This is a genomic window from Peribacillus sp. NPDC060253, assembly GCF_042727425.1.
In the GTDB taxonomy this organism is placed as follows: domain Bacteria; phylum Bacillota; class Bacilli; order Bacillales; family DSM-1321; genus Peribacillus.
In genome coordinates, this window is record NZ_JBHXAS010000013.1 from 44408 (window position 1) to 70084 (window position 25677).

Below are 25677 nucleotides of genomic sequence, written 5' to 3' on the forward strand. Positions count from 1 at the left end.
GTGTGGATGTTGAGTGAAGCTCTATTGGAAGTGAAAAATCTTGAAACGAATTTTTATACAGAAGAAGGCGTTGTAAAAGCAGTGAACAACGTGAGCTTTTCAATTGGCGAACAGGAAACGGTTTGCATCGTTGGGGAGTCGGGCTGCGGAAAAAGCATAACTTCGCTATCCATCATGCAGTTGATTCCTGAGTCCGGCAAAATTGAAAACGGCGAGGTGAATTTTGCCGGACGTAATCTGTTGGAAATGAGCAAAAAAGAAATAAACCGCCTTCGCGGAAATGATATCGGCATGATCTTTCAGGAGCCGATGACGTCGTTAAATCCGGTTTACACGATTGGCCAGCAGATGATTGAACCTCTGCAGGAACACTTGCTTCTAAGCCGAAAGGATGCTTATAAGAAGGCACAGGAACTCATTACGTTGCTTGGGATACCAAACTCCGAGAAGATAATCAACATGTATCCCCACGAACTAAGCGGGGGGATGCTTCAACGTATAATGATCGGCATTGCCATTAGCTGCAATCCAAGGCTCATTATCGCAGATGAACCGACGACTGCTCTTGATGTAACCATCCAGGCCCAAATCCTTGATATATTGCGGGATATAAAAAAGGAACTCAATACATCCATTTTGCTTATTACGCATGATCTTGGAGTGGTAGCGGAAATGGCAGATTATGTGATTGTCATGTATGCTGGAAAAATCGTGGAGCGAGGACCAGTCATGGAGATGTATACAAATCCCCAGCATCCCTATACAAAGGGACTATTGAAGGCAAAGCCACTTATTGGGGAACGCAAGGAATCACTATTTACGATCGCAGGGCAGGTTCCGAATCTGGCTGAGCTGTCGGACTCCTGCTATTTTGCCGACCGTTGCGAACATCGTATGGATATTTGCTTGAAAAAGCACCCTGAACTGAAAGAAACATCTGCCAATCATAGTGTGAGCTGCTATCTATATGAGGGGGAGGCCGTTCGATGAGTGAAACATTATTGGAAGTGAAAAACTTAAAAAAATATTACTCAAGTTCAAAAGGGATTTTCAGTAAAAAGAATGAATCGGTAAAGGCGGTCGATGGTGTCTCGTTTACCATTGAAAAAGGAGATGTGTTTGGTTTAGTCGGTGAATCGGGAAGCGGAAAATCAACGATTGGAAAAACGATTTTACGCCTTCATGACAAAACGGAAGGGGAAGTGCGATTTAAAGGGGAAGATGTATTTAGCCTTAACAAAAAAGACTTGCGTCGCCTCAGGGTTCAAACGCAGCTTGTTTTTCAGGACCCTTTCAGTTCTTTAAATCCCCGTATACGTGTTGGGGATGCAATCGGCGAAGCCATGGTCCAGAACGGGCTAGCCACAAATAAGGACGTCAGGGAAAAGGTGCTTCAGGTCATGGAAACTTGCGGACTGTCTCCGTATCATGCGGATCGCTATCCGCACGAATTTTCGGGAGGACAAAGGCAGAGAATTGTCATTGCCAGGGCTATGGCCCTTAATCCCGAATTTCTTGTCATGGATGAACCTGTTGCCGCTCTTGACGTATCCATCCAAGCTCAAATCATTAATCTTTTTAGTGAATTGCGTAAGAAAAATGGGCTTTCCTATTTGTTCATTTCCCATGATTTGAGTGTGGTGGAGCATTTGTGCACAAAAATAGCCATCATGTATCTTGGGAATATTGTTGAGATGGCAACTAAAGAGGAACTTTTTGATAATCCTTTGCACCCATATACGAAAGCGCTATTGTCTGCCGTTCCCATCCCCGATCCACGTGTAAAACGGGAACGAATCATTTTAAAAGGCGACATTCCAAGTCCGGTAAACCCTCCATCAGGCTGTAAGTTCCGGACTCGTTGTCCGATTGCAACAGAGCTATGTGCCGAAAAGGTTCCGGAGTTCAGGGATGTAGGAAATGAACATTTCACGGCCTGTCATTATGTATGAAAATTGTGGAGCTGCCGGACGTTTACCGATGAACATAGATTGGATTAACATGAAATCATTCTTACTACCCGACAGTGAAGACCATAGATTGGATTAACATGAAATCATTCTTACTACCCGACAGTGAAGACCATTGAGGGACCTACATGCCAATTAGACATGACCTCCACAATGAAACCCATTGAAAAGATGCAATTAATCCCAAACACTGATTCTAGGAACTCCAGCAGTTCTTAAGTAGTCCAATAACTGACCAGTATGTACAGACTCATGATAGGCAATCCTTAACAACATGTCTCCTAAATCTCTAGTATATCTAATATTCGACCGATCAATTTTAATAGTGGATAAGTCGTCTTCGTTGAAGGATATTATTGTTTCCAAAAAATCACGCCTGTAAGGTTCGGCAAATTTTAATTCCGCTTCGACAGAGATAAGTGGCTGTTTTTCAAATGGTGATTCATAAACTGGTAAGCTACCTTGATTTTTAATAGATAAAGGATAGTAGTGCTCACTATCAAGGACATGCCTAACCATTTCTAAACAACTCATTGCAACGTCGTCCGGTTTCCAATGGAGTTTGTCTTTAGGTATTGAAGTCCATAGTTTAATATTTCTTCTTCTTACTTCTTCCAGGTTTAAGATAATTAGATCGATTGATATCATAATTTTCTCTCCTTTTAAGGAAGTATACATTCACTATACACGAATGGACGTTGAAGTTTTGGTATTATTTTGATTAAATGGAAAAGTTAACAACAGATTCGAGGTCTGTTCAAAAGAGAGTAAAGGGAAAAAAGCCTATGAATTCGTTTAGAATTCATAGGCTTTTTTCCCTTGTTTTGTATGGAGGAACACATGATTTATAAATTGATCCTGAGATTACGTATTTGTAACAGACAGAGCTATGGAAGGGTAAAACAGATTGTATTTTTCTTAATATTTCTTCTTAATTACGCTAATAGCGGGCAGGAGGACCTTTTTAAATTAGTGATTGAATTAGAATGTCATCATGAATGGTTAAAATCGGTTTAAATCCAAAGTCTTTAAATTTTTGCAATGCTTCAGGATTATTTTTGTTAACAAAACCGGACACTACAAGAATCCCTTTTTGCCTCACATAAGCTACTAATTCTGGTAAAAGGGATTGTAGAATTCCCTTTCCTCTATATTTCTGGTCAAGGACTACATAATTAATATGAGCTACTTTAGTTAAATAAAGATTATAACAAAGAAAACCGACTACTTTACCTTTATCATTACAAATCACAAGTACCTTATGTGACTTTTGTAAAATTTCAAGCACTGTATCAGACGAAACCCGAAAATTACTCACTGTAATATCCGTTAATTTCTTGATATCTTTTTTAGGTTTCCAGTCTCGAAAATACATCATAAATTCTCCTTTTACTCTATTAAACGAAAATGCGGAAATCATATTATTGTTTATTAATATGGAAACCCTTTAGAATAATCCAAAGGGTTTCCATGTTAATCTCATAAGAGAAATCTCTTAATCCCTTCTGAATTCCTTGATTGAAGTAGGTTCCTTGATTGAAGTAGGTTCCTTAATTGAAGTATTTCTATTATTGTTTAATAAATCATTCAAGATTTTTTTCAAGGCAGTCCTGCCTTTGCTATTTTCACTTCCGGAATTGCCAGTATTGGATCCGCCAGTTCTTCTTAGTTTTTTGTTTGACACTGCAATCATCCCTTTGTTTTATAAATTTCCACATTACTAATTTATGTGTAATATCCCTTTTTGCTTGGACAAGTTCACCAATTATTGCACGTCGTATGTTATGTATTCGTGATACCACTTAATGTAATAAGATGGTATAATTGTGAATTAAATCACAAAAAGGTTAAAAATAGTTATCATTCGACCTATTCACTCATAAAAGAAAGCGGGTTGGTTATATGCTGAAGAAAGTGGTTTTAGCTGGCGGGACTGGTTTTGTCGGTCAATACTTTGAACGGCATTTCAAGAACTTGGGGTATGAGGTGAGGATCATCTCCAGGCAAACCCCGCATATCGGCTGGGAAGATAAAGTAGGAATAAGGGAGACGATCGATAATTCGGATATGTTGATCAACCTCGCAGGAAAAACAGTCAATTGCCGCTATAATGCCAAGAATAAGAAAGAAATTTTAGATTCACGAACCGAAACGACTGAAGTGCTCGGACAAGCGATTGAACATTGTGAAAATCCTCCTTCATTATGGATAAACTCAAGTACGGCAACGATATACAGGCACGCTGAAGATAAACCAATGACAGAGGAGGAGGGGGTAATCGGTTCAGGCTTTTCCGTTGATGTAGCGAAAGCATGGGAGCGCTCATTTTTTGATTTCCAGTTACCCAAGACGAGACAAATTGCTTTGAGGATCGCCATTGTTTTGGGCGATGGGGGAGTGATGACCCCATTTAGGAATTTGGTTAAATTTGGACTGGGTGGCCACCAAGGTTCGGGAAATCAAAAATTCAGTTGGATACATATTGATGATTTATTTAACATTGTCCTATTCCTGAGAAAAAATGAAGAGTTGAGCGGGGTATTCAATTGTTCTTCTCCGCACCCAGTTACAAATCGTGAGCTGATGGCCCATTTGAGAAAGGCCATGAATAAAACGATAGGAATGCCCTGCCCATCACCCATGCTTGAAATGGGGGCCTTCTTTATGGGGACGGAAACTGAATTGATTTTAAAAAGTCGCTGGGTCTTACCTGAAAGATTGGAAAAGGAAGGGTATACATTTAAATTCAATCATCTTGATGAAGCATTTGAACAGATACTCAACAGTTCTAATAAAGGGATATAAACTGCTAGAGATTGATTGCTATAATGATAGAAAAAGATTATTAATGGAGGGGAATCACATAATGAATATGACTCCATCTGAAAAAGTCGGAAGATTCACAACAGGAATATTTTCAGAGCTGGCGACCCGCAAGCAGGATGCAATGAAACGAGGGTTGGATGTTATCGACCTGAGTGTTGGAAGTCCTGATTTACCACCGCCTGAATTTGTAATAGATACGCTTGTGAAGTATGCGCAGGATACTAGTTCCTATGGGTATACGTTAAAAGGTACGCCTGAATTCCATAAAGCAGTCCGTCATTTTTATCAGCAGCGTTACGGAGTTGAACTGGATGAAGAAAAGGAAGTCCTCCAACTGATGGGATCCCAGGATGGCCTTGCACACTTGGCAATGGCGATGATAAATCCGGGAGATCATGTGCTGGTGCCAGACCCGGGATATCCAATTTACGAAGCGAGTGTAGAGCTTGCTGGCGGAATCATACATCCGATGCCGCTTACTGCCGAGAATCGTTTCCTGCCGCAGCTTAACCGAATTCCGGATGAAATAGTGAAAAAAACGAAAATGATGATCATCAGTTATCCAGGAAATCCAGTCACCGCCCTTGCGGATGAAGCATTCTTTTTAGAAGTCATCGCGTTTGCAAAAAAGAATGAGATCCTGGTGGTTCATGATTTTGCTTATTCAGAGTTGATATTTGATAATCATCCCCAAATTAGTTTTATGTCCATCCCGGGTGCCAAGGAAGTGGGGATTGAATTTAATTCACTTTCGAAAACATTTAACATGGCCGGCTGCCGTATTGGGTATGTCGTTGGCAATCGCGATGCATTGAACATACTGGGAACTTTAAAATCACACATCGATTATGGGGTTTTTTATCCCATCCAAAAAGCTGCTGAAATGGCGCTCACTTCAAACCTTTCGCTGCTATCCGATCAGGTGAAGGAATATGAGTCACGTCGTGATGCCTTGATATCAGGCCTTGCAAAAGGAGGATGGCATGTGCCGAAAACAGCTGCTACCATGTTCATTTGGGCCCAAATTCCTGCTGGCTGGAATTCACGCGATTTTTCCTATGCCTTGATTGAAAAAGCAGGGGTTACAGTGGTACCTGGCGATGCTTTTGGGAAGCAGGGTGAAGGGTATGTCCGGATGGCCTTGGTCCAACCGGCTGAGAGATTGACGGAAGCAGCTGAACGGATTCGAGTGTTTTTGGAGGAGAAAATTGGAGTGTGAAAAATCCAGCATTCAATATATTCAGGTTAAAGGAACGCTCGATCTCGGATCGAACGTTCTTTCTTTTTGTTTTCTCCCGCTTATTTACTTTTCGTGAATTTATTTAGAAAGAAACAGGACAGACAATGCAGCAAGTATCATTAAGGCATTTGTGAAATGGAGGATATTCGCAGGCTTGCCGATTACCTGATATTTATAAACCGGGGGCAAATGGTAGGAGAGTTCGAAAAAGACAAATTGGCTCAGCAGTATAAACGGTTTTGGATGGCTGAGGACTTGTCGGCAGCGGCCATTCCGGGGGAGATTGAGAGAAAGGGTTTGCGGACTACCAATTTACCAATGGAGGCAGAAGATTATTTTCAAAAGGAAGATATCAACTGGCACGCTGAGGAATTTATAGAGCTTGAGGAAGTTGTTACTTACTTGTTAAAGTAAGGCAAACTCTAGCGTTTTTTTGAAATCTATTTTGTAGTCTAAGAAGGTCCATCCCCAGGTGGACCTTTTTTTAGTATGGAAACTAGATTGATATATTATTTCATGGAATCTCCGAACGTAAAAAGGACAAGCAGCATAATATATAGCAAGTCCGAAACTTTCTTCAATGAAGCGGACATAATATGATAGATAGGGGGCATAGCAATGATCAACTGGAAAGTGCGCCTTAAGAATCCGACGTTTATATTCACTGTACTCCTTCCTGGGCTTTTAATATTGGCACAGATGGTTGCGGCGTTCATAAACAATTTCATCACTCCAATAGGCTTCACCATTTCTGATGATGCATTGAGCGGGGCTCTGGGCATCATTAACTTTATAGCGCTTACATTCTTTGGTGTCGGAGGTGTGGTCGATCATACCACGAAAGGCATAAGAGACAGCGAGAATGCTCGAACATACCAGGAACCTAAATAATTGGCCTTGATCTCTTTTAATCTACAGAAGATGTAGGGGAAACCAGATAACACCGTCTAGTTACACAACGGTATTATCTGGTTATTTTTTTGGGGCAGAGAAGAAGATGGATGAGTAAAAAAGATGCTTTTTGGCATGAAAACCGAAAGGCAACATACATTTAAAATTGTGGTTCATTTTCAGTTTGGGGAGGAAAAAGGATGAGTTATCGTTTACCAGTTTCAAAGTGGCTTGCAGCCATAGTTTTACTTATGGCATTGTTGGCCGCATTCATATTCAGTCCGGCTAATGCTTCAGCGTCCATCAATTATGGTGAAGAAGTGGCCGCTTTGGCAAAGAAGCAGGTGGGAAGCTCTTATAAATACGGAGGGACGACACCTAAAGGGTTCGATGCAAGCGGTCTGACCCAGTATGTATATAAAAGTGCAGCGACAGAAATGAAAATTCCGAGAACAAGTGCCGACCAATATAAAATAGGCAAGACCGTGAAACAAAAAGACTTAATAGCTGGAGATTTGGTCTTCTATGCTACAGGCATTAAGGGGAAGGTCTCCTTTGTAGGAATCTATTATGGAAATGGGACATTTATCGGGACCACCACCAAAGGTGTCAAGGTTGTCAAAATGAGTGATAAGTATTGGAAAGATAAATATATCGGAGCAAAACGGGTCATTAAGTAACACTACCATATTAAAAAGTCCAACAAAAAAAGAGCATCGAAAATCCGATGCTCTTTTTGCCAGTTTACGGGGATGCATTCATTCAATGACAATGTCCGTTAATACAACATTGCCATTACGAACCTTTACTACCGCCACTGAAGGATTGGCCAATGCATCGGTCTCCATTTCCTTTGCCTTTTCCTCGGATGCGAAATAATTGTCCAGACCGTATCTGATATGAACAGTTGTAACATTTTGCAGGTCATAAGGGATTTCCAATTCCCCTTTAAGGTAAATGCCTTTGCTGGGTTTGTCTTTCGTCACGGAATCGACAGCATAAAGTCCATCAGTGTTTTGTTTCAAACGTACATATACCTTTTTATAATCACCCATATTTCTTGTTTTGAACTCGGATTTAATCGAGTCTTCGAGTTGTGAAGGCTTAACGGATTCAATTTCGTAATTCAAGGCCACATAGCTGCCACGAAACAAGTCAGTCGGGTCGACCGGAGCGGTTTTGATCTTGATTTCATCTCCTGTCATTGTTGTCCAGACTGGAGGAATCGCCAAGACTAAAAGAATCAAGACAGGAATGGTGAATACGATGTGTGGTCGAAACGATGACTTATTCATTGAGAGCTCCTCCTTTTTTTCGTCGATTTTCAAAGAAGAAACCAAAACCGATAAGCATGATGCCGCCGATGATGAATGTAAGTGATTTTGGCAGGAAGTCAAAGGAATCGAGATAATATCTGAAAATCAGTGCACATATGATCACGATGCTGGTCAAACTGCCTTTGAGAATGAGATATAGTAGAAATACGAAATATGCTAAAGGGAACCAGATTGAAAAATCAAAAGTAAGGAAGAGTGCTGAAATACCATGTAAGATATGCCCTTGTATGTGGGTGATGTTTTGTAATTTATTTCTGACTGGAATATAGGCCAGCAGGATTCCCAACACAAATAGAATGGAAAGGACAATCGTATTCGAATTATCAAAATCCAACTTCGGCACGAATTCCATTAAAAATAAAGTGATTGTATTGATGGCTAAAGCGTTAAGGGAAAAGGCCAGATATTTAGGGTAATCGAACTTCTTTAATGTGATGTATAAAACTGGTAAAGACACAAGAATCGCTAGCGGATAAGACGTTTCATCAAGGAATATACTTCCGTTAATATAAATGAAAAGCAGGAATGATGTAAAAAGGAGAATGAAGACATCCTTTAAATAGTAACCGATGAATACCGTTCCGATGGCCCATAATAAAAATGAACTATTGAAATTGATGCTTATGTTAAACATCTGCTCAATTAAAAAAATCCCTGCACCAAAAATCAGAATACCTGCATAATGCAGACTTCGTGACGTTTTGGGAAAGCGTACCTGCCACCTTACACCAGCAAAGTTCACTCCGATGAGGCATGCAATGATAAGTAGGAATTTAACGGCTTTATTCAAATAGATCCAGTTGCTGGCAACGAAGGTCAATACGCCTAAACCTAAAAGAAGTGCCCCAATGGATAATAGTATAGTAATGAAGCTCAAATTTCCTTTTACATTATAGGAAGCTAACATCCTCTCTTTTTCTTGCTGGGAAATGACTCCTCCTTTTTCAAGGTAATTAAATTCATGTTCGAGAAACTCGAATCGTTTTTTCGTTATTTGTTTTTTGGCCAAAACAATTCCCCCTTTCCATATTTTACTATTATACAACGTATTCTCTCTCAGCTTTGAATATATCTTAATTTTCTTCTACCCTCATTGGAGGGCATGTATGACAAAAAAATAAATATTTTCAGTACCTTGCAATAAACAATACCGTGTGGTAAATTATTTGCATAGGATGTATTATTCGATGTTCAGTACTGTTTATTGAACTATACTGAAAAATTTTTGGAAGGAGTGATGGCGCCATGAATGTACAATTTAAGAAAGGTGTCTTGGAACTGTGTGTCCTTGTCTTATTGGATAAGCAGGATCGCTATGGCTATGAACTTGTACAGAAGATTTCAAATCAGATTGAGATATCAGAAGGGTCCGTATATCCACTTTTACGACGATTGACGAAGGAAGAATATTTTACGACTTATTTGCAAGAATCTACAGAAGGGCCGCCGCGTAAGTATTATAAGTTAACAGACAAGGGCCGGAAATACCTTCAAGAGTTGCTGACGGAATGGAATGAGTTTTCCAAAGGGGTCAATCAATTAATTGAGGAAGGTGTGAACCAATGAATAAAGAACAGTTTATAAAACAGTTGAACGCCTCTTTAAGCAGGCTTTCCTTAGAGGAACGGCAGGATATCCTGCAAGATTACGAAGAGTATTTCGCAATTGGAATGGAAAAAGGGAAGACAGAGCAGGAAATTTCCACATCACTTGGGAATCCTAAACAGATCTCAAAGGAACTATTGGCCTCCTACCATCTTGGTCAAGTCGAACAAACGACTTCTGCCGGTAATGTAATGCGGGCCGTTTGGGCAGTCATTGGTTTGGGATTTTTTAATTTAGTCATCGTTTTGGGACCTTTTATAGCATTGGTTGGAGTTGTTATTGCAGGATGGGCAGCGGCGATATCATTCATTCTTGCTCCGTTTGGTGTACTTTTTAACCTTATAGTGGGCAGCTTTCAATTGTTTGATCTGTTCTTTGCCTTGGGACTATGCGGGATTGGGATTTTCATTGCCATGGGAATGTTTGTCGCTACGAGTGCTTTAACTAAAGGATTCATTCGCTATTTGAAATTTAACGCTTCCCTTGTGAAAGGCGGTTTGAAAAATGATTAATGTTAAAAAATTATCGATCATTGCACTTGTATTGTTATTGATTGGAGTAATTGGAAGTATGTTTACGTTTTCCCAAGTGACGAATCAGAAAGCGACTACAGAGAAGAAGACGATTTCGGATATCGTTACGGACGTGCAAATCGACACTGACAATGCAACTGTCGAAATCATTCCAACGAAGGATAAGGACACCACGATAGAGTTGGTTTCAAAAGGGGTGGATGTTTCCAAGTTAGATTTCACTGCAGCTGTAGAAGGGAAGAAGCTATCAGTAAAATTAAAAGATCAACGTACCTTTAGCTTTGGCTTTCATATTCAACCCTTACATTTAAAGGTGTATGTGCCTGATAAATCTTATAAATCATTTGTCGTCGAATCCGATAATGGTAGAGTGCAAATGTCAGAACTGAAAATTGGAAATCTATATGTGGAATCTCAAAATGGCCGGGTGGAATTAAATGAAATAATAACCGAAAAAGTCGAAGTGAAATCCGCTAATGGAAGAGTCGATCTTAATCATGTAGAGGGTAATCTGGTGGGGTCATCGAATAATGGTATAATCAGATTGGCCACGAAAGACCTGGATAGGATGATTGACCTCGAAAGTGATAACGGTAAAATCATGATCAAAACAGAGAATGAACCGACAAATACGACCTTTGATGTTCATGTAGACAATGGGAAAATAGATATCCTTGGTAAGTATGATGGCAATACTGTCATTGGCAAGGGTGAAAACTTAGTGAAATTGGAAACGAATAATGGAAAGATAGAAGTAACGAAATAGCCTTGAAACATGAAAAAGCAGACAAAAAGGTTTCGGAATGGTCCCATCCCGAAGCCTTTTTGATTTTTTATTTAATTTGAACCAAATGGTTAGGTGGTACCAGTTGATCTAAAGTAATCATTTCAAGTTAATCTCGCTGAATAAAATTATGTTTAGAAAGCATCCATATCACCTAAAGTTTTAATACTTCTATTTTAAAACAAAAAGACTGTAGGCAAATGAGTTCTATCTAACTGTTAAAACAAAGTTGATTGGAACAGGTGTACGAGACTCCTGCGGGAAAAACGAGTCCAAGGGAGACCCCACAGGCGCAAAAGCGCGGAAAGCGAGTGCCTGGAGGGGAAATCAACGGTCAAATTTTAAAAATCTAAAAAAACTGCAGACCCATTAGGGTCTGCTTTTTTCAGTGAAGCGGCCAGTTTATTTTCATGAACGGACTTTGGCTTATGGTAATACAGGTTTAGGAATGAATCATAAACGGAAGCCAAAACAGCTGTCTCCTTTCATAAGGAAATACATTTAATGTTTTTCCTTTTAGATGTTTTTGGAATTATAATATAGAAAGGATAATTATGTTAAAAGTCGTGAATGAACCGTGTAAGTCCGCCATCAAACCCAAGGGAAAAATTTTAATGAAAATGACTTCAAAAGTATGGGGGCTGTAGAATGAAATTCAATAAATTGTCATTAGATATATTTAAACGTACGATCTTCACTCGCAAGAAAAGGGAAAAGGATTATCTGAAGAAAGGATTCGAAGAGCAAAAAAAGGTTTTTAATATAGTGGAAAGTTCTAAGGATATTATCTACTGTTACGAATCAAATCCAAGTTCCAAGTTTAGGTATCTAAGTCCATCCATCAATACATTTTTAGGTCAGGGTGTCTTGGAAGAAGCTTACAATGACCCTTCCTTGCCTTTTGAAAGAATTCATCCTGATGACTTTGAAATCCTAAATGAAAAGGTATACGTTGGGATTGATTATACTAAGCCGGTCATTCAACGATGGAGAGATAACGAGGGGAACTATTTGTGGTTCGAGGAATATGCTACACCTATATATGAAGAAGAGCAATTGGTAGCCGTTCAAGGAATCATTCGGAATATCGATGAAAGAGTGAGATTCATACAGGATATGGAGTATCAAATGTCCCATGACCCATTAACGAATATCCATAATCGACAGTTTTTCGATAATATATCTGCCAAATCCAATCTAGATTTTGACACTCAGGTTGCGATGATATTGTGTGATTTAGATGAACTGAAATTTATGAATGATACGTATGGCCATAAGAGAGGGGATGAATTGATTAAAGAAGCGGCAAATCTATTGAAAGGAATTTTTTCGGACATCGCTGTTGTATCAAGAGTGGGAGGAGATGAGTTTGCCATTCTATTGATTGATAGAAGTAAGCGAGAAGTGGAATCTCTTTGTAAATTATTAAATGAAGAAATCCTTTTACATAATTCTGTTAACAAAGGCCTTCACATCAGTATGTCATTCGGGCATGCTTACCGTTCGCATTCCAAAGGGAATATGGATAGCTTATTCATGGAAGCAGATCAAAAAATGTTTCAAGATAAACGGCGAAGAAAAGAACAGAAACTCGTTCGGTCGGTTAGATGAAGGATATGGGGGACAATAAGATAGGGCGATACTACCATTCCTCACTAGCAGTATGGTTGATTCCTGGGCATTAGATTGGCGGGATTCGTTTCAACTAAAAGGATTCCGAGTCGTTCCGCTGTATGAATGATGAATAGGGGCAATGGTAGTATGTATGACAGCATGGCGAAACTAAATTGTTAGTTTGCATACGGAAGGTAAGTAGACGAAAAGGGTTATGTCAGCTTTTCATTATGAATGTTAAAGGAGGAGCCCAGTGTCATAGTGGGCTTTTATTTATATATATATATTTAGGTACACGAAATAAATCATTCGCTTATTTTAACCGATTTTAGTAAACTGGCAATGACTATATTTATTAGAAGGTGAAGGGATATGAGGGAAACCTTAGTGGATGAACGGGTAAGAGGTACTGACAAAATCTGGACGCGTGACTTTATCATGATCTGTTTGGCCAATCTGTGCATCTTCATGGGGTTTCAAATGACGATGCCAACCCTCCCATTGTTTGTTGAGCAGCTTGGAGGTGACGATCGCCTGGTGGGGGCTGTCCTTGGGATCTTCACCTTTTCGGCTTTGCTTGTTCGGCCAATTGCCGGCAGATTATTGGAGACGAAGGGAAGGCGCATCGTTTTTCTTGCCGGGTTAGCCATTTTTGCATTGTCGGTGGGCTCCTTCGGTTTTATGGGGAGCATCGGCTTGTTATTCATGATGCGGATTGTACAGGGCGTCGGCTGGGGATTTTCTTCAACGGCTTCAGGCACGATTGCTTCCGATATAATCCCTGCGAAACGGCGTGGTGAGGGGATGGGATATTACGGATTATCGGGTAACTTAGCACTGGCATTCGGGCCAGCATTGGGTCTTTTTCTAGTTACTATCCTTCCGTTTCAAGAGTTGTTTTTAATCTGCTCATTATTAGGCTTGTTTGCCATCATTACGGCATCACTTATTCGATATCAAAAAGTGGGAACTGATCCATCAACGTCAGTGGTAGCCAAAAGGTTTGATGTTTATGAAAAAAGTGCCCTCCAGCCATCTTTGCTCATTTTCTTCATTTCCGTTACATTTGGTGGAATTGCGACTTTCCTTCCCCTTTATACAGCAGAAAAAGGCGTGGAAGGAATTCAGTGGTACTTTTTGGTTTATGCAATGGCCCTCATGGTCACAAGGTTATTCTCAGGCAGATTATATGATCGAAGGGGCCATCGGGCAATCTTTCTGCCTTCGACAGTACTCATAATGGCAGGGATGCTGCTGCTAGCTTGGATGCCAAGTGAAGTGGTCCTTTTCATTGCGGCAGTGCTTTATGGATTTGGGTTCGGCTCCGTTCAGCCGGCGTTGCAGGCATGGTCCATTGAAAAAACGGCACCAAATCGGAAGGCGATGGCGAATGCAACGTACTTTTCCTTTTTTGACCTTGGAGTGGGCATAGGTGCCATCATGTTCGGGCAAATTGGCTTTCTCTTTGGTTATAGGAGTATCTATATCACCGCAGCCATCTCGATTTTTATTTCGATGCTCGTTTATTTATGGATTATCAGAAGTGAGGATAAGCTAAAATCCATGTAAGGACATTGGATGACTTCAGGAGAAGTCATTCTTTTTTTTATTGCTGGAATGTCGCTGGTGTCATTTGTTTTTCTGATGGAATCATCCTTAATATTTAAAAAATGGTAAAACTTTGTTATTATCGAAAAGTGAATATACATACGATGATATAAGGTCCATGTGAAGGAAGGGGAATCTTGGGGATGAATGATTCTTCAAATGAAGAAATGACATTAGAAAAAAGGAAGCGTATTTTCCAGGAAGAACTGGACGCTTTATGGGAAAGGCGGCTGATCCATAAATCAGAATATATCCGGATTAGCAGGGCATACGATCGGCATTTCCTATTAGTGATCTATAAACAAAAGCGCTTGGAGCATGAAAAAAAGAAATCCAATCAAAGACCTGACCCCATCATGGGTGAAAGTTTCGTGAAGAGGGATCAAGATAGCCTGATTGAAGAAGAAGGCTCATTAGAATTACAGGAATCTGCTGGATTGAACCAATCAAAAATGAAAGATGAGAAGATCGGTTATGACCTTAAGGAATTGGTTTCGGAGGAAAGTCCTGAACCAGTCATGGCGAATGGCACAGAAAGGAAAAAGGTTATTCAACAGCAACAGCAGGTAATCAAGCGGGAGCAACCGGTAAAACCGGCAAAGCCGAAGAAAACACCTGAGCAAATCAGGGAACGGAATATCTCTGTCGTCCTGCTCACCGGGGTCATATTACTTCTGTTCGGTGGGTTGATTTTGGCTACCACTTCATGGGGGGATTTGAATGCAATCCTGAAAGTTATCTTCATTGGAATGGTATCCGTCATTTTCACGGGAATGGCCTTCATCGCTTCGAAGCTGAAAATTCAACAGACGGCTTTTGCGTTCCTGACATTAGCGGGATTGTTTATTCCGATAACGATTTTATCAGCATCATATTATCAGATCTTTGGAGAGTATCTTTCACTTCATGGTGGGGGGCGGGGGCTGCTGGGGTTCCTTGGAGGATTACTCTGCTTAGCCATATATGTTAAGATTGCTGACTACTTTAAGTCGAAAATATTCATTTTCATTTCCATATTTACGTTTGGCATTACCTGCTATTTCGGCTTAGCCTTTTTGACGCCGACTATCGAGTGGATGTTTTTGGCGATTGGCGCCCTTAACATCATCTTATTATGGAATGTTGAGCAATTGAAAAATCAAAAAGCATTAACACTATTCAAACCAATCATTTTTCAATTCATCCAGTTTAAGATCATTGTGGAAGCCTTTGTGATTTTGACGTTATTTGCAAGTAACCTTGCTTATTCACTAACGTTGATTGTCTTTGCTGCTTTGTTTTTGATTTTTGCCGTTAAATTCCAAAAGAAATATTATGAAATGGCTTTTAGCGCCATTTTTACGTATGGTTATATACATTTTGTTTTTAATTCTATTTTAAGCGAGTACTCGGTCATTGCTTTTGCACTTGTACCCATCATTTTTACGGCTCTATCGAAATATTTGGCTAAAGTGAAAATGACTAAGCTTTCCAAGAACTTCATGTTTACCAGTTTGATTGAGAGTGGAATTGTCTTCTTATATATAAACGCGATGGTGTATCAGGAAAACTATGAGCAACTATTCATTGCGCTCATGATCGTTTCCGCACAGCTTGTTTATGCTTCCCTTCAATCGAGAAATCAAAGCTTCACCTACCCGGCCGTTGGTGTTTTCAATTTAGCGTTCGTCTATCTTTTCTTTGCCTTAGCATTCTCTTTGTCTACCGTTTTGAATCTGATTTTTATTATTCAGGTCATTCAATATCTTGGATTGTATTTATATAATCGTCATCCAAGGTACAGCTTGTTCAAGAGTAGTATCTTACTTATCTCCCCAATGATCATGCTCGTAATCCTAGCAAGTAAATTTAGCGAAATGGATTGGCTTGCAGTTAGTGTTGCCCTCGTCATGATCTCTGGGCTTTTCTTTATCACATATTTAAAAGACGATACAAAGCACATGAAGGAAAACGCCGTTTATGGATTTCCCATCACTTTTGTCTTGGCTTTGGTTGCATTCTATCCATATTTGATGGAGAGTGCCGGCTGGGTCCGTTCAAATATCCCAGTCAGTATCTATTTAATGGCGGTTTCACTGATTTCCATCATTGCGGCTTACACCGTAAAAAAGGGATTTCATACATTCTTTCCTGTTTTTTGTTATAGTGGACAGATTCTTTCTCTCCTTTCCTTTATATGGATTCCGTTCGATTCGCTGAATCCATTGGGGGCAAGCGGGGTTTTGGCCCTAGTTTCTGCAATAAACGGTTGGTCCGTCCATGTGCATCGGAAGCACATATTTTGGGTGCCTGTCGTGATTACAAGTGCTGGCCTATATGCTTCACTCTATGATGTTTTTGATTTTGGTTCAATGGTGATGAAAATTACGTTCGTGTTGTTCGGCCCTTTTATCTTTTTCCTTTTAGGAGAAGTGCTAGGGAAATATTCGAAAAATGGGAAACTGTACTTCCTTTACGCCAGCCATCTAGCCAATTTACTGGCGATCCCTATTGGGTATTTGCTTATTGTCCAAACGAAAAGTTCGCCGTTTTTATATGTTGCACAGCTGATGATTTATATGTTCAGTGCTATAAGTTCACGTGCGAAGTGGGAAAAATACGTATTTACCTATCTAGGTTTTTCCGTGCTTTTCCTACAGGTCCATTTATTTTTGGCAAACATGGAGCAAATAGTATTCATCACATCATTATGCATGATGATAACAGCAGGAATCATCACATTTTTGTGGGCTGCATCCAATAAGAATTGGAAAGGCATCATGGAGTATTACCTTATTCCATTCATTCATTTGGCGATTACTATATCCATATTGGAAACGGCAATCCGGGATTTTCCGCTAAACCGGGAAGCGGTCTGGGTAGGGCTGCTGACAGTACAGTTCTTGTTTGCTTGGTATCTGCTCATGAAAAGGAATTGGCGGAACTACGCTGTGGTTCCTTTAAGCCTGGCGTTCATTTTCTACAATATGTATGTAAATACATTACCTCTGGTTATGGCGTTTATCGTATTGTTTGTATGCACGGCTGTGATGGTGTTCGCTAGCCGTCGCTATTTCAAGGGTTTGGTCAAACAAGAGGGAACAATGAGATTCATTGATTATTATCGGATATACGGCCTGTTATATATATGTACCATGAATCTGGAAGTGTTTATGAGGGATAGGGGTTTTGGGATATTGGGGATTTTAGTTTCCCTACTGTTACCGAGCTACTTCATCCTGATGAGACGCTTCACGATTCAGGAGAAAGAAAGAAACATTTACTCAGGAATAGCGGTTATCATCGGCCTTTTCCCGTTTATGAATATCAAAGACTATGCCCATACGCTTCCGATCTTCACGAGTTTGGCTGTTCTTTTTGTCTGTATGGCAGGAATGTTGTTGCTAAGTATGGTTTATTCCAACGGGTCGTTCAAGAAAAACGAAGAAGGGAGAAGCTTCGATCCGTTTAGAATCTATGGTTTATTCTTTTTGATCGACATGAATGTGGAGATTTTTAATGATACCAAGCATCAGTTACTTCAGGTTTTTGTATCGCTCTTGTTAACGGCTTATTTCATATTACTGAGAACCTTAACAAAGGAGCGGCAAGCAAGGAGAATCTATGCTAATATTGCTGCTCTAGTCAGTTTGTATCCTTTCTTAAGCATCGTGGTCTATGCCGGGAACCTATCGGTTGTAATGGGGGTGATGGTTCTTTTCATTTGCATGCTAGTGATGCTGCTTTTAAGCCGTCGTTATTTCGATGGACTATTTAAAAAGGAAGATCAGGGTATAACGGTCGATTCCTACAGGATATATGGTCTGCTACTTTTACTGGCCATGAATATGAATGTTTTGACGGTGGAGCCTGCACATTTCATTCTGGAAATCATCGCAGCCCTTCTAATACCAACATATTTCATCCTGATGAGAAGCATGACATCAGGAATGGTAGAAAGAAAAATCCATTTGGCTGCAGCGATATTGTTCAGTCTATATCCGTATTGGGTCATCATCAACCAAATCACGATACCTGCTGTCCTTGAGGAGGAGGCTGATATTCTGCCGCTGTTCATCGTCAGCACCATTCTGCTGAAGAAAGTCTATGTTAAAGGTAAAATCACGCAATATATTGAGATTGGCATCGTCTTTCTCTTGTTTTTGGTCTTGATCATTGATGCAATGGCAAGCAATACCTTATATGATGCGCTCATTATCGGCACAGTGTCTTTGGCGGCCATGCTCTTTGGATTCATGCTGAAATATAAATCCTATTTCATCGCTGGAACTGGCACCATTTTGTTCAATGTTTATAGTAACACCAATTCGATGTGGAGCGAGATGCCATGGTGGCTGTATTTAATCATCGGCGGAGGGCTGCTTATCGGAATTGCCTCTTTCTTTGAATGGAAAAAACAAAAAGATAACCGGACATCGAAGGAGGTTCTTGAGAAAAATAAACAAAGAATCAAGGATTGGTTCAATCGCTGGAATTAATGAAGCAGGAAAATTGGGCAAAATAAAAACGCTTGGGTATCCAAGCGTTTCAGACTGTAGGCAAACTCGTTAATAATCGGGCTTGAATACAGTTTTTTTTTGTTGCGTCCCACTCCAGGTACTCGCTTTTCTTGGGCGGTCAGCCCTCGGCGACCATGGCTCCTGCGGGGTCTCCCATGGACGCGCTCTTCCCGCAGGAGTCTCGCACACCCATTCCATTCTTGTTTTGAAATTTAGATGGAACTCCTTTTGTCTACAAACTTAGAGCACTTAAAAGCTCTCTTTCTCTTCTTCTATTTTTTTATTTCCTCTGGCCAATCATGAATTTCTATTTCCCAATTTGCATATACAAAAACTGGTCTGAATTTTCGTAACTCATTATCATCCATCGCATCAAATTGAAACGCTTGGGCATTCCAAGCGTTTCTTGTGGAGCTCAAGACGAGCAAGAACTGCATGAAGAACAGCTAGATGAGGAATCAGAACTGCTGTCATGGGAACTGCTATGGTCACCATGACCGACATGGCCGGATCCAGAGGAAACTGTGTTCGATTCATTTCCGAAAATATCTTTAAATTCGCTGTCAAAATCATCGGTGCTTGCATAAGTGAAATAGGCAGGAGCTGCGTAGTCCGTCTGATCGTACGTTTTCCGCCAATTCAATTCTGTCATGGGGCGATTTTCTTTAAATTGGGAAGTGAAAGATTCAAAGGTCCGTTCCGCTTGTATACTTGTCGGTTTCCGCATATATTTCTCTTTTAACTGCTCAAGCTCCAACGTTTCAAAATCGCGGAGAAGCGTTTGCCCTTTATCATGTTTGAAAAACTTGCCCCATTTTTGAAGGGAAGGGGAGTCCACCGTAAATAGCTGAACATAGTAAAAGTCAAAAAGAGTGCGCTCTTCGGGTTTGAAAGCGGGTTCTGAATGAGGATGGTGCTGAATGGTCCTGCCAATGAAAGCCTGGCAAAACTCATCATATTCCTGTCTATAATTCAGCATGATATGCCACAGCTCATCAATGCCTGAATTAAACATTTCAACTTTTCCAAACACGGCAGCCATAATCAAGTAGCGTTTCAATTCACGCCAAGTCTGATTGACCTTTATCTGCGATTCCCTGGGATGCTTCTGCCGGAATTCAGTATTGACCTTTTCCATATAATCGAAATCCAGTGCTTTGTTAAGCTTTTCAATCAATTCTTCTGAAACGATTTCCGTTGCTTGCAAATCTAAAGTTTCCGCATGAAATTTACGGAATTCATGTTGATAGCGTTCTAATTTAGCCGGCTCACTTTGCCGCTTCACTAAAGTGACCAGAAAGATAGCAAAAATTGCTGCAAGAATGACATAAAAGAAGGTCATTTTGTCCACTCCTCTTAATCTATGGATAGATTACTTTAACATTATCTTACATGTTATTGGGAGGGATTGTAAGATATTACTGTGATTTATCAGCCATATGGTGTGTAGGCAGAACATGCTCTTTGCTTGAAGGCAGCTTAAAATCTTCGTTTGAAATGTTGGGCATATAAAGTATTTGTAAACTGATTGTCCTGTCTCCTTATCCTTTAAGAATCGCATAGGAAACAGTAAGTCCCCTAAAAAAGATGCCTTATATTAGGATAGAATTTGTAAGATGATCTTGGGGAAAAGTTGCTAAAAAAGACAATACATTAAAATAAAACTGAAAATTACAAAAAGACATGTTTTATTATAAATACATTTTTTATTAAAATCTGTATGATGAAGAAAGTCAGATACTTTAACAGGTTTTTAGCATGGGTAAATGACCGGAAGTGAGTTTGTAAATGGTGCATTTCGTTTTTCTATGGTCATTAAAATTATGGGAGGGGTAGTAAATTGGACGAAAAAAATCTAATGGGTTCATTGTTAAAGAACTTGTTTGCCTAGTTTTTTTAATTGCAAATATTACACCAGGGTCATCATGATCATCTCTATTGAACGGATGACAACAAGATATACAGGTTTGCCTAGGAAAATGTGGCACCAAGAAATGAAAGTATCTTCAGTGTATCCCTGTCAATAGATAACAAGAAAAGCGTGAAATCAAGTATCCACTTCCCTAATTGGGGATAAAAAAAGCTGAATTGGCATATAGGAGGAATCATTATGAACAGGGTGTTAGGAATACTCTTGGCAATCATCCTTTTTGCAAGCATCATTAACCTACCCATGAACGTTCGGGCTGCAGATCCGACTATGGATGGTCACGGATTGCTGGGTGAATTCTTTAAAGTTGAAAAAAACCCTGATAATCGAAATGATATTAGTGTATTTAAGTTCGATGATAAACGAGGTGAAAGAGCCGTTGCAAATTTAAATGGTGATTCTTTTATCGACATTTTTAATGAATTTTCAGGAACACCCGATTTTAATACTGCTCGTTTTACAGGTACAATAGTACCGGAATTTACAGAAGACTATACCTTCTCCATGGAGGGCGATGATGGATTCAGACTCTGGATTAACGGTGAATTGATTATAGATTTTTGGAAGCAAGAGTGGGAAAAAGAACAAGTAAGTACTCCCGTTTCTTTGGAAGCAGGAAAACATTATGATATTAAAGTTGAATATTTACAAGGATGGGGCGGTTCTTGGCTTCGTATGAAATGGGAAAGTGCAAGTCAGGTTAAAGAAGTCGTTCCAGAATCTGCACTTTTCCTGCCGATAGAGAAACTTATTACTATGAAAAAAGCTGAATTGACAGCAGAAATTCAAAAGATAGATTATTTATTGAAAAACTTTACGGACAAAGTAACAATAAAGTTTATGTATCCAAATCGCGTACCCTGACAGACCAGGGGGAAAAGGTAATGGTATTTGATTCCCAAGGAACACAAACTCGTATTTTTGCTCCAGAAATCTTCTTCTTTGATGGCAAATGGTATATTTATTACTGTGCTGACTTAAAAGAATATGATTACAAACATATGGGGACGGTTTTGGAATCGGTTACCGATGATCCCCAAGGGGAATATGTGGATAAAGGCGCCTTATATCTAGGTGAAAATGGCGATTATAAACAAGCAAAAGACTTAACGGTATTTGACTATAATGGACAACTATATGCTGTATGGGGTACCTTGGGTTCCGGAGAGCCAATCGGACCGGCAATTGCTCCAATGGATAACCCTTATACGATTTCAGCAGATCGCTCTTTCTTACCAGGCGGCGGCGGGGAGGGTCCTCGTGTATTACAAAAAGATGGAAAAGTATTTATCACAATGTCAGAAGGTAACTTTGCAGGAAATGATTATCGTTTATCTTATTTTACGAATACAGATGGGGATATCTTAAACCAGGATTCTTGGACGCGTACAAATGATGTTTTTGTATCTACCAGTGATGTATCTGGTCCTGCCAGAGCAGGCTTTGTAAAATCGGCAGATGGTTTGGAAGATTGGATGATTTATCATTCACGAGTATATCAAGATACTGGGATTAATGGGTGGCGTCAAGTAAGCATTAAGAAATTTGGGTGGAATGAAGATGGTACACCTAATTTTGGCCAACCTGTTTCTCCCTATGAATGGCAGGAATTGCCTTCAGGTGATTTAGGGCAAGGTGATATGTATCAAGGGGAAGATGCCATTCACTATGGTGATATTAAAATAGACAATAGCCATGCAAATTATCAAGGAACTGGTTATATTAACTTGCCAGAAAAACCAGGTGCTGAAGCAAGTTTTGTCGTTAATGCAGAAAAAGCAGGTGACTATATCGTAGGCGTGAGATATGCATATGGTGTACAAGTGGAAGGAGAATCTACAGATAGACCTCAGACACAATTGCCTGCAAGAGCAAAAATCAATGTATATGTAAATGGTATGCATGTAAAAACAATTACACCGGATAAAACGGCAATCAGCTGGGATGAATGGTTTACTGCCTCTGAACGTTTGGGCTTAAAGAAAGGTAAAAACGTAATTAGTTATCGAATTGATAATGGCAGTATTGGTAATGTGAATTTGGACCATTTAACTTTGTATAAGGCAGATATTCCAAATCCAATTGCACCAACCGTACCTGCAACGAAATTAACCATGAACTCAAATGCAATCGTGAATGTAGGAGAAACGTTTCAATTCAATGCAACTGTAAAGCCAGCTAATTATACAAATAAAATCAATTGGAACTCTGACAATACAGATGTTGCAGTTGTAAATTCGAAAGGTATGGTAACTGGAAAAGCAGTAGGAACCGTTACTATTAAAGCAACTATCGATGGTCATGAAGTATCAAGTGTTGTAACTGTTCAAAAACCATCGAATGGTACTTCCCTGGAAATCACGGCCAAAGATGGAACTGCGAAAATTCGTACAAAGGGTGGAACGCTTCAATTAGCAGCAAAAGTACTCCCAGTTAATGCGACTGATAAGTCAGTAACATGGTCGATCGAAAGGGGAGGAGAAGTCGCTAGTGTTTCGAAAACAGGCCTAGTAACTGCAAAAGAAAAGGGAACTGTAGTTGTAAAAGCCACACTGGTAAGTAACCCTGAAATAAATGATACCTATACAATAAAGGTTGTAGGACTAGATTCCGTTGCCTTAAAGACCAAGCGATCGAAACTGCTCCGAACCGAGACGACAGACTTAAATATCAGCGGAAAATATAGTAATGGGAAAGCAGCAGATTTAAGCGGAGCAACTATCAAGTATGTGAGCAGCAACAAGAAAGTAATTTCGATAAAGGATGGAGTCATCACTGCTCATGATCCAGGAAAGGCGATCGTCTATGTAAAAGTTAGTTTGAATGGTTATATCGTTACATCGAACCCTTTGAAGATAGTGGTCACGACTAGTATTGAATCCATTGAAAAACTTGTTGGTACGTATGCAGGTGATGGTGCAATCGATCGTCGATTAGCAGGCCAATTAAGCAAGCATCTAGACCAAGCCAAACATCAACTGGATAAAGGCAACGACAAGCAAGCAGTCAAGGAAATGAAAGACTTCCTGAAACTTTTAAACAAAAAGGCAAATGATAAATATATTGACGATGATGTGAAGGCAAATCTAAATGCTGATGCGAATGCTTTACTAGAAACATGGGAATAAAATTTGTATCATAGATAGATTGATGAGTGTGTTCCAAAAGTTTACTTTTGGAACACGCTCTTTGTTTTTATAAAGGTAAAGTCATATCTTATCAGTTCAGGAAGTTACCAATTAAGCTGGTATCATACATGCTTAGCAGGGAAAGGTGAATAAGTCGCTGAGGTCAAGCACTTCAAATTATGCCTCTAATCTAGTATAGTTAAGCAAAAGGGGTGAAGGCATGTACTTGACAGTAAAAGAGACTGCGGAATATTTATCGATGCCGGAATCTTATATAAAAAGTTTGATCGTTCAGAATAAAATTCGCACCGTTCATGACGGTGAGCAGCATTTGATTTTTAAAGAGCAGTTTAATACTCATCTTGAGCAAATGGAGAAATATAAAAAGCAATTAGCGGATTATTATAACGAACCCATTCCAGAAGATATCGATGTAAAGGATGAAGATTAGCATCTGCCAATTGGCAGATGCTTTTTTCATATACGAATGAACGTGGATGCTAAGAAGGTATTAACTAACGTCCGCATCATAGTGCTTAATGATCATTCAAATAAATTTGTTGTCAATGGAAGGTATTTGTAGTAGAAACCTACAATTCCGTGTAAAATAAAAAGTAGAAGGAATTATCACGGCAGAATGGTAGTTAGGAGATAGGTAAGTGGTAAAAGAGTATTTACAAAGTGAAGGTTTTTCAAGGTTAATTACATTGATTGTGTTAGTCCTCTTATTAATAAGCATCGGAAGTATGGTTAATATTGTGTTGTTCACATTTGTTTTCACTTTCCTAATGGGAAGGCTGGAGCAATTTATCATGATTCGGCTGAACAAAGTGATGCATATCAACTCTAAAGTTGTTATAAGCTTTTTATACGTAATCGTCATTTCTTGTTTAGCCATTGTTCTTTACAAATATTTACCGGTCATTACGCTGCAATTCACGGAATTAGTCACACAGATTGTTTTCTTCTTTCAACATCCACCAGATAGTAGGGTCATTCAATATGCCATTGGTTTAATAAACGAGCAGGAATCGCCGCTCGATCTTCAAACACAGATGAATACACTCTACCTTTATCTATCCGATTTCGGTAAACTGGCATTTCAAATTTTCATTTCCATGTTGCTTAGTCTATTTTTCTTATTGGAAAAGGATAAAATCATTCGCTTCACTTCTAAATTCAAGCGGGCCAAATTTAAATCTTTTTTCTTAAACTTAGGCCACTTTGGCATTATATTCATCAATTCATTCGGAAAAGTGATAGAGGTACAGTTCTTAATAGCCCTTACAAATGCCGTCCTATCAGTAGCTTTTTTATGGATACTTGGGTTCCCACAGTTACTGGGTCTAGGGATCATGATTTTCTTTCTGGGTTTAATCCCGGTTGCAGGGGTCATCATCTCCCTTGTTCCACTTAGCATGATTGCCTATAGTATCGGCGGCATGCCAAAAGTGATTGCTGTGTTAATTATGATTGTTGTGATCCATGCACTTGAAAGCTATATTTTAAATCCGAAATTCATGTCGGCAAAAACAAATCTTCCAACGTTTTTCACCTTTATCATTTTACTGTTCTCCGAGCATTTCCTTGGGATATGGGGCTTGATCATCGGGATACCGATCTTCATCTTCCTGTTGGATATGTTAGATATTGAAGAGGGGAATAAGGAAGTCACATAAAGATTAGTTAAGCAGCGGCCCCTTTAGCGGGGC

General features: G+C 39.6%; 23 protein-coding genes. 17 read left to right on the plus strand and 6 right to left on the minus strand.

Features of this window, described 5'->3' with window-relative positions:
- Positions 1-9: 9 nt before the first annotated feature.
- Together ACFWE9_RS05605 and ACFWE9_RS05610 are read left to right on the plus strand one after the other, a co-directional pair.
- Positions 10-990: an ABC transporter ATP-binding protein gene (locus ACFWE9_RS05605; protein WP_230159378.1), complete on the plus strand. Its 981-nt coding sequence runs from the start codon at positions 10-12 to the stop codon at positions 988-990.
- The gene (locus ACFWE9_RS05610) at positions 987-1952 is read left to right on the plus strand and encodes an ABC transporter ATP-binding protein (protein ID WP_377355969.1); all 966 of its coding nucleotides are present in this window, start codon (positions 987-989) and stop codon (positions 1950-1952) included. The genes ACFWE9_RS05605 and ACFWE9_RS05610 overlap by 4 nt, the downstream gene beginning before the upstream one ends.
- A gap of 195 nt (positions 1953-2147) precedes the next feature.
- On the opposite strand, the gene ACFWE9_RS05615 is transcribed toward ACFWE9_RS05610, so the two are convergent.
- From ACFWE9_RS05615 to ACFWE9_RS05625, 3 genes are all read right to left on the minus strand, one after another.
- On the minus strand, positions 2148-2618 hold the full coding sequence (locus ACFWE9_RS05615; RefSeq protein ID WP_230159309.1) for a DinB family protein: 471 nt from the start codon (positions 2616-2618) through the stop codon (positions 2148-2150).
- Between the two features lie 316 nt (positions 2619-2934).
- On the minus strand, positions 2935-3345 hold the full coding sequence (locus ACFWE9_RS05620) for a GNAT family N-acetyltransferase (protein WP_230159308.1): 411 nt from the start codon (positions 3343-3345) through the stop codon (positions 2935-2937).
- Positions 3346-3465: 120 nt separating this feature from the next.
- Entirely contained in the window at positions 3466-3654 is a 189-nt protein-coding gene (locus tag ACFWE9_RS05625; RefSeq protein WP_377355972.1) for a hypothetical protein, read from the minus strand.
- 218 nt (positions 3655-3872) lie between these two features.
- Between ACFWE9_RS05625 and ACFWE9_RS05630 the strand changes: the two genes are divergently transcribed.
- The 5 genes from ACFWE9_RS05630 (at position 3873) to ACFWE9_RS05650 (ending at position 7607) form a co-directional block, all read left to right on the plus strand.
- Entirely contained in the window at positions 3873-4775 is a 903-nt protein-coding gene (locus ACFWE9_RS05630) for a TIGR01777 family oxidoreductase (RefSeq protein WP_230159306.1), read from the plus strand.
- A gap of 61 nt (positions 4776-4836) precedes the next feature.
- Positions 4837-6015 carry an LL-diaminopimelate aminotransferase gene (locus ACFWE9_RS05635; protein WP_230159305.1) on the plus strand — a complete coding sequence of 393 codons (1179 nt, stop codon included), beginning with the start codon at positions 4837-4839 and terminating at the stop codon, positions 6013-6015.
- A 156-nt stretch (positions 6016-6171) separates the two neighbouring features.
- Positions 6172-6450, plus strand: a complete 279-nt coding sequence (locus ACFWE9_RS05640) for a hypothetical protein (protein ID WP_230159304.1) — start codon at positions 6172-6174, stop codon at positions 6448-6450.
- 204 nt (positions 6451-6654) lie between these two features.
- Positions 6655-6927, plus strand: a complete 273-nt coding sequence (locus ACFWE9_RS05645; protein ID WP_230159303.1) for a phage holin — start codon at positions 6655-6657, stop codon at positions 6925-6927.
- A 200-nt stretch (positions 6928-7127) separates the two neighbouring features.
- Positions 7128-7607 (plus strand): C40 family peptidase, encoded by a 480-nt coding sequence (locus tag ACFWE9_RS05650; RefSeq protein WP_230159302.1) that lies wholly within the window; start codon positions 7128-7130, stop codon positions 7605-7607.
- A gap of 78 nt (positions 7608-7685) precedes the next feature.
- Here ACFWE9_RS05650 and ACFWE9_RS05655 read toward each other — a convergent pair whose 3' ends face one another.
- Positions 7686-8222: a GDYXXLXY domain-containing protein gene (locus ACFWE9_RS05655; RefSeq protein ID WP_377355974.1), complete on the minus strand. Its 537-nt coding sequence runs from the start codon at positions 8220-8222 to the stop codon at positions 7686-7688.
- A complete protein-coding gene (locus ACFWE9_RS05660) occupies positions 8215-9273 on the minus strand; it encodes a DUF2157 domain-containing protein (RefSeq protein ID WP_377355976.1) in 1059 nt (352 codons plus the stop codon). The genes ACFWE9_RS05655 and ACFWE9_RS05660 overlap by 8 nt, the downstream gene beginning before the upstream one ends.
- 236 nt (positions 9274-9509) lie before the next feature.
- Between ACFWE9_RS05660 and ACFWE9_RS05665 the strand changes: the two genes are divergently transcribed.
- From ACFWE9_RS05665 to ACFWE9_RS05690, 6 genes are all read left to right on the plus strand, one after another.
- Positions 9510-9830: a PadR family transcriptional regulator gene (locus tag ACFWE9_RS05665; protein WP_230159299.1), complete on the plus strand. Its 321-nt coding sequence runs from the start codon at positions 9510-9512 to the stop codon at positions 9828-9830.
- Positions 9827-10381 (plus strand): DUF1700 domain-containing protein, encoded by a 555-nt coding sequence (locus tag ACFWE9_RS05670; protein ID WP_230159298.1) that lies wholly within the window; start codon positions 9827-9829, stop codon positions 10379-10381. The genes ACFWE9_RS05665 and ACFWE9_RS05670 overlap by 4 nt, the downstream gene beginning before the upstream one ends.
- A complete protein-coding gene (locus ACFWE9_RS05675) occupies positions 10374-11168 on the plus strand; it encodes a DUF4097 family beta strand repeat-containing protein (protein ID WP_230159297.1) in 795 nt (264 codons plus the stop codon). Before ACFWE9_RS05670 ends, ACFWE9_RS05675 begins: the two co-directional genes overlap by 8 nt.
- Before the next feature lie 666 nt (positions 11169-11834).
- Positions 11835-12797 carry a sensor domain-containing diguanylate cyclase gene (locus ACFWE9_RS05680; protein ID WP_230159296.1) on the plus strand — a complete coding sequence of 321 codons (963 nt, stop codon included), beginning with the start codon at positions 11835-11837 and terminating at the stop codon, positions 12795-12797.
- A gap of 375 nt (positions 12798-13172) precedes the next feature.
- A complete protein-coding gene (locus tag ACFWE9_RS05685) occupies positions 13173-14369 on the plus strand; it encodes an MFS transporter (protein ID WP_377355979.1) in 1197 nt (398 codons plus the stop codon).
- Between the two features lie 182 nt (positions 14370-14551).
- Entirely contained in the window at positions 14552-18886 is a 4335-nt protein-coding gene (locus ACFWE9_RS05690; RefSeq protein ID WP_377355981.1) for a hypothetical protein, read from the plus strand.
- Positions 18887-19322: 436 nt separating this feature from the next.
- Here ACFWE9_RS05690 and ACFWE9_RS05695 read toward each other — a convergent pair whose 3' ends face one another.
- On the minus strand, positions 19323-20249 hold the full coding sequence (locus tag ACFWE9_RS05695; protein WP_230159293.1) for a glycine-rich domain-containing protein: 927 nt from the start codon (positions 20247-20249) through the stop codon (positions 19323-19325).
- Between the two features lie 768 nt (positions 20250-21017).
- Here ACFWE9_RS05695 and ACFWE9_RS05700 point away from each other — a divergent pair.
- The 4 genes from ACFWE9_RS05700 to ACFWE9_RS05715 all read left to right on the plus strand — a co-directional run bounded on the left by ACFWE9_RS05700 (position 21018) and on the right by ACFWE9_RS05715 (position 25644).
- A complete protein-coding gene (locus tag ACFWE9_RS05700) occupies positions 21018-21701 on the plus strand; it encodes a PA14 domain-containing protein (protein ID WP_230159292.1) in 684 nt (227 codons plus the stop codon).
- Positions 21702-21721: 20 nt separating this feature from the next.
- On the plus strand, positions 21722-23965 hold the full coding sequence (locus ACFWE9_RS05705) for a family 43 glycosylhydrolase (RefSeq protein WP_377355983.1): 2244 nt from the start codon (positions 21722-21724) through the stop codon (positions 23963-23965).
- A 220-nt stretch (positions 23966-24185) separates the two neighbouring features.
- Complete coding sequence (locus tag ACFWE9_RS05710) at positions 24186-24416, plus strand: excisionase family DNA-binding protein (RefSeq protein ID WP_230159290.1); 231 nt, start codon at positions 24186-24188, stop codon at positions 24414-24416.
- Between the two features lie 208 nt (positions 24417-24624).
- Positions 24625-25644, plus strand: a complete 1020-nt coding sequence (locus ACFWE9_RS05715; protein ID WP_230159289.1) for an AI-2E family transporter — start codon at positions 24625-24627, stop codon at positions 25642-25644.
- Positions 25645-25677 lie beyond the last annotated feature (33 nt).